The sequence below is a fragment of the Salinibacterium sp. G-O1 genome, from assembly GCF_030063305.1.
In the GTDB taxonomy this organism is placed as follows: Bacteria; Actinomycetota; Actinomycetes; order Actinomycetales; family Microbacteriaceae; genus Rhodoglobus.
The window spans coordinates 1288713-1302674 of sequence record NZ_JASISV010000001.1 but is presented as its reverse complement, the minus strand read 5'-3'; the positions used below and the strand labels follow the sequence as shown (position 1 = coordinate 1302674).

Below are 13962 nucleotides of genomic sequence, written 5' to 3'. Positions count from 1 at the left end.
GCTTCTCCTTCACCGTTCGACTTGCATGTGTTAAGCACGCCGCCAGCGTTCATCCTGAGCCAGGATCAAACTCTCCATAAATGTTTGATTGCTCGACTACAAGTAGCCGGCACATCTAGCGCAGGGACCAGCCGGAATAGGCATCAACCCTGCAAGTTTGAAACTGACAGAACAAATCAAAACTGACTTGCTTTGTTGTTTATATCTTTTTCCAAAGGAATCCGCTGCACCCACGATCCTGACCCGAAATAGGTCAATCACATAAAGCACAGTCGGGTTTTTGGCATTTGACATTGTGCACGCTGTTGAGTTCTCAAGGATCGGACGCTCCTGACCTCCACCACAAACGGCTTCACCCAGGGCTACAAAACCTGTGCCACCCCCCACACAAAAGCGCAGAAGGCAACCTGTCTAACTTACCAACTTTCCCGAGTCTGTCAAGTCGAGCGGTGCGGCTGAAAGCGCGCTCCGCAACGATTCGAGAAGACTCACGAAGTGGATACTGCATCCTAAGATCTGAAGACGAAAACCTAACGAGTAGGTGTTCCGCTGTGTGACTCAGAACTTGGTCCCTCTTGAGGCCGGAAACCTAGCAGCAGAACTGCCCGGGTTTTCCGCACCTTTGGGGTGACAAGAGATGACTTTACGTGCATTTCTCGCGCCCCACCAAACTACGCCGCATCCCGGGCGTGTCGCGCTGCCTCACCCAGCAAAACGCTGGGATGCAGCCCAAGGTTGAGGTGAAACTTGATGGTTTTGCCGGTAGCCGGAGGCTAGGACGAGACGAAGATTCCCGCGAGGGTTTTCTTGCCTCGACGCAGAACCGCCACATTTCCTGGCAGTAGCTCGCCTCCCAGGGTCGCCTGGTCATCCGCGACCGCAATGTTGTTGAGGTACACGCCACCCTGCGAGATCGCCCGCCGAGCTTCGCTCGCACTCGAGACCAGCGCGGTGTCCACCAACAGCTGCACGATCGTCGACTCCGCCGACGTCTCGACGTGCCGAAGTTCACGTAGCGCGGCCGCGAGAGTGTCGGCATCCAGCGACGACAGCTCCCCCTGCCCAAACAGCGCAGCGGAAGCCGCGATTGCTGCCTCGGTCGCAGCACCCCCATGAACCAGCGACGTCACCTCGAAGGCGAGGGTCTTCTGGGCCTCGCGCCTGAACGGTGCATCGGCCACGGCCGTCTCGAGTTCGGTGATCTGGTCCCTGGAGAGGAACGTGAAAATCTTCAACCGCTGCACGACATCGGCATCGTCGGTGTTGAGCCAGAACTGGTAGAACGCGTACGGGCTCGTCATCGTCGAGTCGAGCCAGATCGCGTTGCCCTCACTCTTGCCGAACTTGGTTCCGTCGGAGTTGGTGATGAGCGGGGTGCCGATCGCGTGAGCGCTGGCGCCCTCGGCCTTATGGATGAGGTCGGTTCCGCTGGTGAGATTGCCCCACTGGTCGCTTCCTCCCGTTTGCAGCATGCAGTCGCGGGTGCGGTACAGCTCGAGGAAGTCCATGCCCTGCATGACCTGGTAGCTGAACTCGGTGAAGCTGATGCCGGCGTCGCTGTTGAGTCGAGCGCTGACGGCTTCCTTCTTGAGCATGGTGCCGACCCTGAAGTACTTGCCGACGTCGCGCAGGAAGTCGATAGCGCTCATCGGCGATGTCCAGTCGAGGTTGTTGACCATGCGAACCGCATTGTCCCCCTCGGTGCTGAGGAATTTCGATACCTGCGCCTGCAGGTATTGCACCCATTCGGCGACCGTTTCACTGTCGTTGAGGGTTCGTTCTGCGGTGGGGCGCGGGTCTCCGATGAGTCCGGTCGCTCCCCCGACGAGCCCAAGCGGTTTGTGTCCGGCCAGCTGGAGGCGACGCAACAAAAGCAGTTGCACCAGGTTTCCGAGGTGCAGGCTCGGCGCTGTCGGGTCGAATCCGCAGTAGTAGGTGATCGGCGGCCCGGCGAGCAGCGCCTTCAGCTCGTCGGCATTCGTTGACACATGCACGAGGCCGCGCCAGTTGATTTCATCCCAGACGTCGTCGAACGTTGGATCGTTGCGCTGGGCTGACAGTGACTCGGATGCTGTGGCTGACACGCATCCCACCGTAGCGGAGGATGAATCGATGCCAGGTCAGTAATCCCGCCGGGACACTCAACCCCGATCGTTCGAGGCGCCGCCGGAGTCAGGCGCCACCGGATCCGATGGACGCGGCGGGTAGACCCAGGCGACCAGCACCACCGAGATGATCATCAGGAGGAACCACGAACCGAGCTTGGCCAGCGAGACGACCTGCCAGCCGTCCTCCTGGCCCGGATACTGCCAGGCGTCTGCCCAGGTTCCGATGTTCTCCGCGATCCAAATGAAGACGGCGACCCCGACGAAGATGGCGAGCAGCGGCATCCTGAGCCTGTGGCGGAAGATCCGGAAACTCATCACGCACCGTCCGAAGATCACGGCCGTCGCGGCCATCAGCAGATAGCGGGCATCCGGAACGTAGTGATGAGCGAAGAAGTTCAGATAGATGAGCGCGGCAAGGATGGCCGTAACGAAGCGCCGCGGGTATCGATCGAAACGCAGGTCGAAGAGCCGGTACACCCGCACCATGTATGAGCCGATCGCGGCGTACATGAAGCCGCTGTACAGGGGCACTCCCCCGATCTGCAGGATCCCGTCGCCCTCGTAGAGCCACGATCCGACGCTGGTCTTGAAGAGTTCCATACCGGTGCCCACGAGGTGGAACAGGATGATCACCCGCAGTTCCCGGAACGTCTCGAGTCTGGTGGCCACCATGACCACCTGGATCACCACTGCGGCGATGACCAGGAAGTCGTTGCGGGCCAGAATCGCGTCATCCGGGTAAAAGAGCTTTGTCGCGATGATCACGGTCAGGATCGCTGCACCGAAGATGCAGGCCCATGCCTGCTTCAGCACGAAGACCATGAACTCGACCAGAGTCGATCGCGGCCCGCGGCGCGGGATGCCGTCGAGCCGTCGATGTGCCCATGCGTCGATGCGCTGCTCGACGGGGGTGAAGCGTGACATCAGAAGAGCGGAATGCCGTTCAACGCCATGACGACGAAACCGCCGATGATGAGAGCGACACTGACGATCACGACGATGATGATTCCACGTCGGGTCATGCCACGGCGCCACCAACCGGGATCCTGGTCTTTGTGCAGTGTCATGCCGATAACCGTAACGGAGGATGGTCCACCGGCTGGTACTTGTAGTGTTCAACATCATCACCGACCGCGCGACGGCCCTCCAGGAGAAACATGACCGGCGAGACAAACCTCACGACACTGCTTCACTCCATGGAGCCACACCTGCTCGACGGCGAGTACGTGTTCTGCACGATCGCCGGAGCGCGCTACGGCGACTTTGCCGAGCTCGAACCCCTCGCCACCTACCGTGAATCGGAGGGCCTGACCCTCGTGCTGACCAGGGATGCCGCTGACGGCGCTGGTCTGCCCTACGAGGGTGCGTTTCGGGGCATCACCCTGAGCGTGCATTCCAGCCTCGAGGCGGTGGGCCTCACCGCCGCCGTGTCGACAAAGCTGACCGAGCGTGGCATCAGCGCCAACGTTATAGCCGCGTACTACCACGACCACATTTTCGTGCAGGCCGACAAGGCGCAGCCTGCGCTGGACGCACTTCGAGAATTCGCGGGCTAACGCCGCTTCGGCACGTGCGCCTTGTACGGCGAGACTGACGGCTCGCCGGGAATCCAGAATCGCCACGGGTATTGCCCGCCGCCCCCGTCGCCAGACACCCCGGTGCGCGGACCGTGTTCGAACTGCGTCACCGGCTCGCCCAGCGTGAGACGCACCCGAGAGGTCGCAAGGTTCGCTCCCCCGTCGGCGAGGGTGATCCCGAGCGCGACGCACAGTCGTGCCGGCCCACGCGCGAGGTCGGCATCGGTGCGGCTGGTGGTGCGGCGCTGGCGGGCTGCCTCGATTCCCTCGACAACCTCCCCCGCCCGCATCAGCACTGCGGATGCCACACCCTCCGGTGAGCACACGACGTTCGCGCACACGTGCATCCCGTAGGTGAAGTACGTGTAGAGGTGTCCCGGAGGGCCAAACATCGCCGCGGTGCGCGGCGTCGGACCGCGGAAGGCGTGGGAGCCGGGATCCACCTCCCCGAGGTACGCCTCCACCTCAGTGAGGCGCACCGTCACGTCGCCGACCGTGATCAGGCCGCCAAGGAGCAGCGGCGCGACCTCGGTCGCCGGGCGGGACAGCGTCTCGATCAGAGCAGTCGACCCGTTGCGAGAGCGCGAACCCGCGCGGTCAGCTCTCCGCGTTGCTCAGCCACGCGGTCGGGCGCGGTGCCGCCGGCACCAGTGCGACTGGTGACCGACCCGCGAATCGTCAGCACGTCTCGCACCCCACCGGTCAGGTGCGGCGAGATGCTCAGGTATTGCTCATCCGTGGGTTCGTGCAGCTCGAGGCCCTCCCGCTCGCACAGGCGCACGAGCGAGCCACTGATCTCATGTGCTTCACGGAAAGGTACGCGCTGGCGCACAAGCCAGTCCGCGACATCCGTCGCCAGGGAGAATCCCTGCGGTGCCAGCTCGGCCATGCGATCGACATCGAAGGTGAGGGTCGCCACCATGCCGGTGAACGCTGGCAGCAGCACCTCGAGAGTCTCGACGGAATCGAAAACCGGCTCCTTGTCTTCCTGCAGGTCGCGGTTGTAGGCCAGCGGCAGCCCCTTGAGCGTGGCGAGCAGTCCGGTCAGGTTGCCGATCAGGCGACCGGACTTTCCCCGGGCGAGCTCGGCAATATCCGGATTCTTCTTCTGCGGCATGATCGACGAGCCTGTCGAGTACGCGTCGTGCAGTCGCACGAAACCGAACTCGCGGGTGTTCCAGATGATCAGCTCTTCTGAGAACCGCGAGAGATCGATGCCGATCTGCGCCGTGATCCACGCGAATTCGGCGACGACATCGCGACTGGATGTGGCGTCGATCGAGTTCTCGCTCGGACGGCTGAGGCCGAGCTCCCTGGCCACGAGAGCCGGGTCGAGCCCGAGGCTGGAGCCGGCGAGAGCGCCAGCGCCATAAGGCGACGTGGATGCCCGCGCCCGCCAGTCGCGGATCCGTTCGAGGTCACGCACCAGCGGCCACGCGTGAGCGAGCAGCTGGTGAGCGAGCAGCACGGGTTGGGCGTGCTGGAGGTGGGTGCGCCCCGGAAGGATCGCCCCGCCGGCCTTTTCGGCCTGCGCGTTGATCGCGTCGATGAGGTCGACCAGAAGGTCGCCGATCGCCGCGGCGTGATCAAGCAGATACATCCGCACGAGAGTGGCGATCTGATCGTTGCGGCTTCGGCCCGCCCGGAGCCGTCCGCCCAGGTCGGCGCCGACAACGTCGATGAGGGCAGCCTCCAGGGCGCCGTGCACGTCCTCGTCGTCTGGCTGGGCAACAAGCTCACCGGTTTCGACGCGGCGCAGAACCTCGTCGAGCCCGGCGTGCATGGCCTGCTCCTGGTCGGCGTCGAGATAACCGGCGGCAGCGAGCGCTTTCGCGTGCGCGTGCGAGCCGGCAATGTCGTAGGCCGCCAGCTGCCAGTCGAAATGCGTCGAACGGCTCAGCCTGACAAGTTCAGCCGACGGGCCGCTGGCGAATCGAGCACCCCAGAGTGAACCCTCGCCAGTCTTGCCTTCGCTGGAATTCGACACATCCACTCCTGACTAGCCCCGAAGGTCGCGGCGAGCGCTGATCTTCGACGGCAGTGACCAGATCTCGATGAAGCCCTTCGACAGCGACTGGTCGAACGTGTCGCCGGTGTCGTAGGTCGCGAGGCTGAAGTCGTAGAGGCTCTGCTCGCTCTTCTGGCCGGTGACCGTAGCGCGGCCGCCCTGCAGCTTCAGTCGGATGTCACCGCTGACGTACTTCTGCGTGTCGTCGATGAAGACATCGAGCGAGCGCTTCAGACCGGAGAACCACAGTCCGTCGTAGACCAGGTTGGACCATTCGGCCTCGACGCCGCGCTTGTAGCGGGCCAGGTCGCGCTCCAGGGTGAGTGCCTCGAGCGCTTCGTGGGCTTCGATGAGCGCGACGGCGCCAGGCGCTTCGTACACTTCACGGCTCTTGATGCCCACGAGGCGGTCTTCGACGACGTCGATGCGACCGACACCGTGCTTGCCGGCGAGAGCATTCAGCTTCTCGATGATGGCGAGGGCGCTCAGCTGAACGCCATCGATGGCGACCGGGATGCCGGAGGCGAACGTGATGACGACCTCGGCGGCGTCACGGGCGACCGAAGGGTCTTCGGTGTACTCGTAGAGGTCTTCGATGGGAGCGTTCCACGGGTCCTCGAGGAACCCGGTCTCGACCGCACGGCCCCACACGTTCTTGTCGATCGAGTATGGGTTTGCGGCTGACTGGCGAATCGGCAGGTTGTGCTGTTCCGCGTAGATGATCGCCTTGTCACGCGTGAGAGCCAGGTCGCGAACCGGGGCGATGCTCGTGAGCTCAGGCGCGAGGGCCGCCACGGCAGCCTCGAACCGCACCTGGTCGTTACCCTTGCCCGTGCATCCATGGGCGACGCTGTTGGCGCCGAGCTGCTTCGCGGTGATCGCGAGGTGCTTGGCGATGACCGGACGGCTGAGCGCCGAGACCAGCGGATAACGCTTCTGGTACATCGCGTTGGCCTTGAGAGCTGGCATCAGGAAATCGTCGGCGAACTCTTCTTTCGCGTCGACGACGATCGACTCCACGGCGCCACAGTCGAGGGCGCGCTGGCGGATGTCATCCATGTCTTCGCCACCCTGGCCGACGTCGACGGCGAGGGCCACAACCTCTTTGCCTGTGGCATCCTTCAACCACCCGATGCCTACCGATGTGTCGAGGCCACCGGAGTAGGCGAGGACGACGCGTTCTGTCATGATTCTGAGTTCCTTTTCTGGGGGGTTGCGGAGTCAAGCCTATCGGCGGGCACCAGTCGTGATGCGCCGCGGGACGATGCGGTCAGGAGCCACTCGAATGGGCCCTTCCCGATAAAGAGTTTCCACAGCGTCGCTGCGGCGAGCGCCACCACGACGAAGAGGAGCCACAGGATGTTGTCGCTCTCACCGGGAACAGTGGCCCCGATCAGCGCGATGGCCACGATCTGCAGCGAGTACGCGCTCAGCGCCATCGATCCGACGGCGGCCAGTGGGAACAGTGGGCGATGGATGACGCGGCTCACCAGCAGGCACAACCCGAGCACCGCGATAGCAAACCCGAGGGAGCCCACCACCTCGAACGGGCTGCCGCTGTGTGGTTCCGTCGTGATGAGCGCCGATGATCCGAGCGCGGAGACGGCGAGCTCCCCCGCGCCGTACCCCAGCGCGGCGAGAGACGTACCGACAACGAGCAGGCGTGATTGCACGGTTGGCGCCGTGAGGTCGAGTCGACCGATCCCGAGCCCGGTCAGCACAAAGACGATCCAGATCAGTGCCGGGTAGCTGCCCGTGAGGAACAGGTACGAGATCAACGCGATCCACATGTTGGGCGGATCGTCCAGTGCCGGGCCGACCACCGACAGCACCACGGGCACCGCGATTGCTGCCGCAAGCGACGTACCGAACAGCGCGAGAGGTGGCATCCGCAGGAAGGGCAGCGACAGGATAAAAAGCACCGCGTACACAGGGAGTATCACCGCGACGTTGGTGTCGAGCGCGACCAGCAGCATCCCGATCACGAACACGAGCATCGCGCGGACGGCTATCCGGAATCGTGCCCCGGACAGGTCGGCTCCCGTCGCGACGACTCTCCGGCCGGTCATGATGGCAATCGAGACGCCGGCGAGGGTGGCGAACAGGATCGAGGAACGACCCGACACAACGCCAGACCACGTGTCCGGCTGAAGCCAGTCGAAGGCTCCGATCACGCCGACGTGCGCACCGAACATCCCGAGCACGGCAAGACCGCGCGCGATGTCGATGCCCACGATCCGCGTGGCCGAGGTCAACCGGTGTGCTCCAGCAACCACACCATGAGTGCCTTCTGGGCGTGCAGGCGGTTTTCGGCCTCGTCCCAGATCACGCTCTGCGGGCCATCGATGACCTCAGAGGTCACCTCATAGCCGCGATCGGCGGGCAGGCAGTGTAGGAAGATCGCGTCGCTCTTCGCCAGCGCCATGAGCTCGGCATCGACCTTGAATGAGCTGAGCGCGGCGACGCGCGCGGCTTTCTCGTCTTCCTTGCCCATCGACACCCAGGTGTCAGTCACCACCACGTCAGAGCCGTCGACAGCCTCTCGCGGGTCGGTGTACAGCGTCACCGATCCGCCGGTCTGCACGGCAATCGCGTCGGCATCGGCGACGATCCTCTCATCCGGCATGTAGTCGGCCGGGCAGGCTACGCGCACATGCATGCCGGCCGTGGCCCCAGCGAGCAGGTAGGAGTGCACCATGTTGTCGGCACCATCACCCAGGAAGGTGACCGTGAGGCCGGCAAGCTGCCCCTTGTGCTCGCGGATGGTCAGGAAATCGGCCAGCAGTTGGCACGGGTGAAACTCGTCGCTCAGGGCGTTGATCACAGGGACTGTGGTGTCTGCCGCCATTTCGATGAGTCCGGACTGGGCGTAGGTGCGCCACACGATGGCGGCGACCTGGCGCTCCAGCACCCTCGCGGTGTCTGACGGGCTCTCTTTTCCGCCGAGCTGGCTGTTCGCCGTCGAGATGATCAGTGGCACGCCGCCGAGGTCGGCGATTCCCACGGCGAAGGAGACGCGGGTGCGGGTGGACGACTTGTCGAAGATGACGGCGACGGTCTGAGGGCCGGCGAGGGGCTTGCGGCCCCAACGGTCTGCCTTGATCTGTGCGGCGAGATCGAGGATCTCTGACTGCTCGGCCTGCGTCAGGTCGTCATCACGGAGGAAGTGGCGGGTCACTGGATTCCTTTCGATGCGCTGGACTGCAGCGCGCTGGTGAATTTCTCGATGAACTCAGACACCTCGGTGTCGCCAATGATCAGCGGCGGTGCGAGGCGAATGCTGGAGTCGTTGGGAGCGTTGATGATCAGCCCGAGTCGTGCTGCCTCGGCGACGACGAGTGGGGCCACCGGCGCCGACAGTCCGACTCCGATGAGGAGGCCCCTGCCCCGCACCTCGTCGACGAGCGGCAGCCCATCGACGACGCTGCTGATCTGGCCACCACGCACCACGGCGTTCTCGACCAAGCCGGCGCTCTCGATCTCGCGGAGCACCGCGTTGGACGCAGCGGTAACCAGCGGGTTTCCCCCGAAGGTGCTGCCGTGTTGCCCCGCGATGAGCAGGTCGGATGCCTCCCCAAATGTGATGAGGGCGCCGATCGGCACGCCGCCACCGATTCCCTTCGCCACCACGATCGCGTCAGGCGTGATGTCCTCGTGCTGGAATCCGAACCAGCGGCCGGTACGCCCGGCGCCCGTCTGGATCTCGTCGATGATCAGTAGCGCGCCGTGCGCCGCGGTGATCTCCCTCGCGGCCGCGAGATAGCCCGCGGGCAGGTCGATGACCCCAGCCTCACCCTTGATCGGCTCGACGACGAGAGCCGCGACGTCCGGGCCCATCGCGCTCTCGAGAGCCTCGATGGTCGACTCGATGTGCGAGACGCCCGGAAGCAGCGGTTCGAACGGTTCGCGCAGTGACGCCTTGCCGGTCAGCGACAGGGCGCCCATGGTGCGTCCGTGGAAACTATTCTGCAAACTCAGGATGCGCGGCCGCCCGGTGCGCCGGGCGAGCTTGATCGCGGCCTCGATGCCCTCAGCTCCTGAATTTCCGAAGTAGACCCGGCCGCGCTCCCCCGCGCCAGACAGGCGGCGCAGGCGCTCGGCGAGTTCGAGCTGCGGCGGCGTGGCGAAATAGTTGGACACGTGAGCGAGTGTTGCGATCTGCCGGGTGACCGCCTCCACCAGCGCAGGATGCGCGTGGCCCAGCGAGTTGACCGCGATGCCGGCCAGAAAATCGAGGTACTTTTTGCCCTCGGAATCCCAGACATATGCGCCCTCGCCGCGCACCAGTTCGGCGCTGGGCAGCGAGGCGGACTTCATGATCCGTTCTGAATAGTCGTCTTGCCAGGTCATGCCGGTACTACCTCCGTGCCGATTCCGTTCTGAGTGAAGACCTCGAGCAGTATCGAGTGCTTCTCGCGACCATCGATGATGGCGGCCTTGGCGACTCCCCCGACGACCGCGTCCATGCAGGCCGTCATCTTAGGGATCATGCCGGATTCGAGGCTCGGCAGGAGCGCTTCGAGCTCCCCTGTCGTGATCACGCTCACGAGCGAGTCACGGTTCGGCCAGTCGCTGTACAGTCCGGCGACGTCGGTCAAAATAACCAGCTTTGCGGCATTCAGCGCGATGGCCAGGGATGCTGCAGCCGAGTCCGCGTTGACGTTCAGAAGGCCATCCGGGCCGCTGGCGACCGTCGAGATCACCGGGATATGCCCCTTGTCGAGCTCGGCAAGCACGCTCGCCGGGTCAACGGCGGTCACCTCGCCCACCAGCCCGAGATCGACGCTTTCGCCGTCGACCATCGCCCCCCGGGTCACCCCGGTGAACAGACCGTGATCGTCGCCGGAGATTCCGCGACCAAGATCTCCGTGCTCGTTGATGAGCCCAACGAGCTGGCCGCCCACCTGCTCGGCGAGCACCTGCCGGATGACGCCGATGCTCTCTTTCGTCGTGACCCGATAGCCGCCCCTGAACTCGCTCGGGATGCCACGGCGCGTGAGCTCGGCGGTGATCTGTGGCCCACCGCCGTGCACAACCACGGGCTTCACCCCGGCGTAGCGCAGGTAGACCATGTCTTCCGCGAAAGCGCGTTTGAGTTCGTCGTCGACCATGGCGTTGCCGCCGAATTTGACGACGATGATCTCGTCGTGGAATCTCTTCAGCCACGGGAGAGCCTCGATGAGCACGGCTGCTTTGGCCGCGGCCTGATCCTGGCTGACCATCAGCTTGAGTACGCGCTGTTCTCATGCACGTAGTCGTGCGTGAGGTCGTTGGTCAGGATGGTCGCCGTGGCACTGCCCGACTTGAGGTCGAGCAGCAGGTCGACCTTTCGCGGCGTCAGGTCCACGTCCGTGCGCGGGCGGTCTGGGGCGCCCAGATGGCACACCCTTACCCCGTTCATCGAGACGTCGACGTCGTACGGGTCGAATTCCGCATCCGTTGTTCCGATGGCGGCCAGTACCCTGCCCCAGTTGGGGTCGTTTCCGAAGATGGCGGCCTTGAACAGGTTGTTGCGGGCGATGGAGCGGCCCACTTCGACGGCGTCGTCTTCGGTCTCTGCGCCCACGACCTCGATGCGGATGTCGTGACTGGATCCTTCGGCGTCGCCCTGCAGTTGCTCGGCCAGGTCGAGGCACACCTCGGTGAGCACGGCGGTGAAGGCGGCGAGCTGCGGCTCGACGCCGGAGGCACCCGACGCGAGCAGCGATACCTGGTCGTTGGTCGACATGCAGCCGTCAGAGTCGAGGCGGTCAAAGCTCACGCGGGTGGCCTTACGGAGGGCGATGTCGAGCTCGGCCGACGAGAGCACCACATCGGTAGTGATGACCACGAGCATTGTCGCGAGCCCTGGGGCGAGCATCCCCGCGCCCTTTGCCATGCCACCGACCGTGTAACCGCTGCCGTGCCTCACAGAAACCTTCGGCCGCGAATCCGTGGTCATGATCGCCCTCGACGCGTCGTCACCGTGATCACCGAGGGATGCCGCGGCCTCCGTGATCGCCGGGAGCAGCTTCTCGAGCGGCAGCTGCTCGCCGATGAGGCCGGTCGAACACACGAGCACATCCCCGGCGCTGACGTCGAGCGCCGCACCGACGGCCTCGGCCGTCGAATGCGTCACCTGAAACCCCTGCGCGCCGGTGAAACAGTTGGCGCCGCCGGAGTTCAGCACGATCGCAGACACGGTTCCGTCGGCGATCACCTGCTTCGACCAGATGATCGGGTTCGCGAGCGCCCTGTTGCTCGTGAACACGGCGGCCGCGTTCGCCAGCGGCCCACGATTGACGACGAGGGCGAGATCGAGCCCGCCGCTGGCCTTGAGTCCGGCCTTAACTCCTGAGGCGTCGAAACCCTGTGCTGCTGTGACACTCACGGTGCGACCCCATCCACGGAAAGTCCTGTTGTTTCGGCAAAGCCCAGCGCGATATTCGCCGACTGGATGGCGGCGCCGGCTGTGCCCTTGACGAGATTGTCGATCGCCGAGACGACGACAACCCGGCCGGCCGCCTCATCCACCGCAATCCCGATGAGCGCCGTGTTGGCGCCGAGCGTGTCTGCGGTGCGCGGGAACCTGCCCGCCGGAAGAACGTGCACGAATGGTTCGTCGGCGTACGCGGTCTCCCACGCGGTGCGCACCTGCGATTCCGTCGCGCCGGGGGCGAGCTTGGCAGTGCTCGTCGCGAGGATGCCACGGCTCATGGGCACGAGCACCGGAGTGAAGGAGATGCTCACGTCGACACCCCCCGCTGTCTCGAGGTTCTGCTTGATCTCGGGATTGTGGCGATGAACGCCGCCGACCTGGTACGCGCTGGCCGAGCCCATCAGCTCGCTGGCTAACAACTCGGTCTTGAGGCTCTTGCCAGCGCCGGAAGGCCCGACCGCCAGCACCGACACGAGATCGTCGGCGAGGATGACCCCGGCCTGGATGCCCGGGGCGAGGGCGAGCGTGATAGCCGTGACGTTGCATCCGGGGACGGCGATGCGGGTGGCTCCCCGCAGCACATCCCGCTGGGTGCCCGTGGCGGTCAGAAGTTCGGGCAGACCGTAGGTCCAGGCGCCGAAGTACTCGCCGCCGTAGAACGCGGCCCAGTCGGCCTCGCTCTCGAGCCTGTGGTCGGCGCCGCAATCGATGACGATCGTGTCGGCGGGCAGTGCGGCCGTCACCTCGCCAGACTTGCCGTGCGGCAAGGCGAGGAACACGACGTCGTGACCGGCGAGGGTCGCGGCATCCGTCGGCTGCAGCACCAGGTGGGCCAACGAGCGCAGGTGCGGTTGCACGGCGATCAGGGGCTGGCCCGCGTTCTGGTTTGCGGTGACCGTGGTCACCTCGAACTCTGGATGAGCGGCGAGCAACCGAAGAAGCTCACCGCCCGCGTAACCACTGGCACCGGCCACGGCAACGGATAAAGACATGGCTCTACCTTAATGATGAGGAGGGACGAAAAGGGATGATGCGGCGACGGTTCACCGAGACCGACCCCGATCATTCAGAACGGGTGGCTGCGAGGTTGAACGTCGCCTATCGTCGCTCGTCGGGCTGGCGTCGCAGCCCCGGTGCACGGCGCGCCGACAGACGCAGGCTGATGCGTGCGTCGGTGGCGGGAGTCGTGGTCACGTTCTCGACAGTAGTGCACTGTCGCGGGCTGGTGCGAATCGCTAGCCTTGAAATGGATGCTCATTCGAGCCCCAAGCACCCGCCCAGACGAGGGAGACCCATGCAGGACGCCGACGAACTATTCGCACTCGTTCCGGTGGGGGACATCGCCAAGCAACTGGGGATTCCGGAGAACGTCGCCCGGGATGCGGTGTCGCAGGTGATCCCGACCCTGTTGAGCGGGATGGCCGCCAACGCCAGCGACAGCAGCGGAGCCGCCTCTCTGGAGCGGGCTCTCGCCGGGCACGCCGGGGCGGTTCCCTCAGCGTCGGTGAGCGAGATCGACACCGACGACGGCGAGAAGATCGTGAGCAACGTCTTCGGCTCCCGCAAGAACGATGTTGTCGCGGCCGTCGCGAGCACCGGCGACAGCACCGTTACCAAGGACATCATCGCCAAGGTGCTGCCGATTGTGGCTCCGATCGTCATCTCGTGGCTGGCCTCGCGATTCCTCGGCAAGAAACAGGCCTCCACGGCCGAGTCGGCCTCCCCCGCGCCATCCGGCGGCATCGGAGAAATCCTCGGCGGACTGCTCGGTGGCGCAAAAGGTTCATCGCCCGGAGGCAACATCCTGGGAAGCGTGCTCGGCGGCCTCCTCGGCGGCGGTAAGCGGTAGCC

At 64.7% G+C, this 13962-nt stretch carries 14 protein-coding genes and 1 rRNA gene; 2 read left to right on the top strand and 13 right to left on the bottom strand.

The features are described 5' to 3' along the window. From QMG83_RS06380 to QMG83_RS06365, 4 genes are all read right to left on the bottom strand, one after another. A 16S ribosomal RNA gene (locus tag QMG83_RS06380) occupies nucleotides 1-81 on the bottom strand; the annotation flags it as partial. A gap of 692 nt (nucleotides 82-773) precedes the next feature. Next, on the bottom strand, nucleotides 774-2084 hold the full coding sequence (tyrS, locus tag QMG83_RS06375; protein ID WP_283504489.1) for a tyrosine--tRNA ligase: 1311 nt from the start codon (nucleotides 2082-2084) through the stop codon (nucleotides 774-776). A gap of 57 nt (nucleotides 2085-2141) precedes the next feature. After that, nucleotides 2142-3032, bottom strand: a complete 891-nt coding sequence (locus QMG83_RS06370) for a DUF817 domain-containing protein (protein ID WP_283504488.1) — start codon at nucleotides 3030-3032, stop codon at nucleotides 2142-2144. Beyond that, nucleotides 3032-3175, bottom strand: coding sequence for a hypothetical protein (locus tag QMG83_RS06365; RefSeq protein ID WP_283504487.1), 144 nt, complete (start codon nucleotides 3173-3175; stop codon nucleotides 3032-3034). The genes QMG83_RS06370 and QMG83_RS06365 overlap by 1 nt, the downstream gene beginning before the upstream one ends. Before the next feature lie 90 nt (nucleotides 3176-3265). On the opposite strand from QMG83_RS06365, the gene QMG83_RS06360 reads away from it, so the two are divergent. Further along, nucleotides 3266-3664 (top strand): ACT domain-containing protein, encoded by a 399-nt coding sequence (locus QMG83_RS06360; RefSeq protein ID WP_283504486.1) that lies wholly within the window; start codon nucleotides 3266-3268, stop codon nucleotides 3662-3664. On the opposite strand, the gene QMG83_RS06355 is transcribed toward QMG83_RS06360, so the two are convergent. Genes QMG83_RS06355 through argC form a run of 9 tightly spaced genes read right to left on the bottom strand, consistent with a single transcriptional unit; the run spans nucleotide 3661 to nucleotide 13103 of the window. Then, nucleotides 3661-4245: a DNA-3-methyladenine glycosylase gene (locus tag QMG83_RS06355; protein WP_283504548.1), complete on the bottom strand. Its 585-nt coding sequence runs from the start codon at nucleotides 4243-4245 to the stop codon at nucleotides 3661-3663. The two genes, QMG83_RS06360 and QMG83_RS06355, sit on opposite strands and share 4 nt — an antisense overlap. Continuing rightward, nucleotides 4242-5672, bottom strand: a complete 1431-nt coding sequence (argH, locus tag QMG83_RS06350) for an argininosuccinate lyase (protein ID WP_283504485.1) — start codon at nucleotides 5670-5672, stop codon at nucleotides 4242-4244. Before argH ends, QMG83_RS06355 begins: the two co-directional genes overlap by 4 nt. 12 nt (nucleotides 5673-5684) lie before the next feature. Further along, on the bottom strand, nucleotides 5685-6881 hold the full coding sequence (locus QMG83_RS06345) for an argininosuccinate synthase (RefSeq protein WP_283504484.1): 1197 nt from the start codon (nucleotides 6879-6881) through the stop codon (nucleotides 5685-5687). Then, nucleotides 6878-7948 carry a heparan-alpha-glucosaminide N-acetyltransferase domain-containing protein gene (locus tag QMG83_RS06340; RefSeq protein ID WP_283504483.1) on the bottom strand — a complete coding sequence of 357 codons (1071 nt, stop codon included), beginning with the start codon at nucleotides 7946-7948 and terminating at the stop codon, nucleotides 6878-6880. Before QMG83_RS06340 ends, QMG83_RS06345 begins: the two co-directional genes overlap by 4 nt. Then, on the bottom strand, nucleotides 7945-8871 hold the full coding sequence (argF, locus tag QMG83_RS06335; protein WP_283504482.1) for an ornithine carbamoyltransferase: 927 nt from the start codon (nucleotides 8869-8871) through the stop codon (nucleotides 7945-7947). The genes QMG83_RS06340 and argF overlap by 4 nt, the downstream gene beginning before the upstream one ends. Further along, nucleotides 8868-10043 (bottom strand): acetylornithine transaminase, encoded by a 1176-nt coding sequence (locus QMG83_RS06330; RefSeq protein ID WP_283504481.1) that lies wholly within the window; start codon nucleotides 10041-10043, stop codon nucleotides 8868-8870. Before QMG83_RS06330 ends, argF begins: the two co-directional genes overlap by 4 nt. Further along, entirely contained in the window at nucleotides 10040-10915 is an 876-nt protein-coding gene (gene argB / locus QMG83_RS06325; RefSeq protein WP_283504480.1) for an acetylglutamate kinase, read from the bottom strand. The genes QMG83_RS06330 and argB overlap by 4 nt, the downstream gene beginning before the upstream one ends. After that, a complete protein-coding gene (argJ, locus tag QMG83_RS06320; RefSeq protein WP_283504479.1) occupies nucleotides 10915-12063 on the bottom strand; it encodes a bifunctional glutamate N-acetyltransferase/amino-acid acetyltransferase ArgJ in 1149 nt (382 codons plus the stop codon). Before argJ ends, argB begins: the two co-directional genes overlap by 1 nt. After that, on the bottom strand, nucleotides 12060-13103 hold the full coding sequence (gene argC, locus QMG83_RS06315; RefSeq protein ID WP_283504478.1) for an N-acetyl-gamma-glutamyl-phosphate reductase: 1044 nt from the start codon (nucleotides 13101-13103) through the stop codon (nucleotides 12060-12062). The genes argJ and argC overlap by 4 nt, the downstream gene beginning before the upstream one ends. A gap of 302 nt (nucleotides 13104-13405) precedes the next feature. Here argC and QMG83_RS06310 point away from each other — a divergent pair, with 302 nt between their 5' ends. Further along, entirely contained in the window at nucleotides 13406-13960 is a 555-nt protein-coding gene (locus QMG83_RS06310; RefSeq protein WP_283504477.1) for a DUF937 domain-containing protein, read from the top strand. Nucleotides 13961-13962: the final 2 nt, after the last annotated feature.

Coding starts and splice junctions, on each gene's coding strand:
- QMG83_RS06370 (WP_283504488.1), bottom strand. CDS start 3,032: ATGTCACGCTTCACCCCCGTCGAGCAGCGCATCGACGCATGGGCACAT.
- QMG83_RS06360 (WP_283504486.1), top strand. CDS start 3,266: ATGACCGGCGAGACAAACCTCACGACACTGCTTCACTCCATGGAGCCA.
- QMG83_RS06330 (WP_283504481.1), bottom strand. CDS start 10,043: ATGACCTGGCAAGACGACTATTCAGAACGGATCATGAAGTCCGCCTCG.
- argC (WP_283504478.1), bottom strand. CDS start 13,103: ATGTCTTTATCCGTTGCCGTGGCCGGTGCCAGTGGTTACGCGGGCGGT.
- argB (WP_283504480.1), bottom strand. CDS start 10,915: ATGGTCAGCCAGGATCAGGCCGCGGCCAAAGCAGCCGTGCTCATCGAG.
- QMG83_RS06345 (WP_283504484.1), bottom strand. CDS start 6,881: ATGACAGAACGCGTCGTCCTCGCCTACTCCGGTGGCCTCGACACATCG.
- QMG83_RS06365 (WP_283504487.1), bottom strand. CDS start 3,175: ATGACACTGCACAAAGACCAGGATCCCGGTTGGTGGCGCCGTGGCATG.
- QMG83_RS06310 (WP_283504477.1), top strand. CDS start 13,406: ATGCAGGACGCCGACGAACTATTCGCACTCGTTCCGGTGGGGGACATC.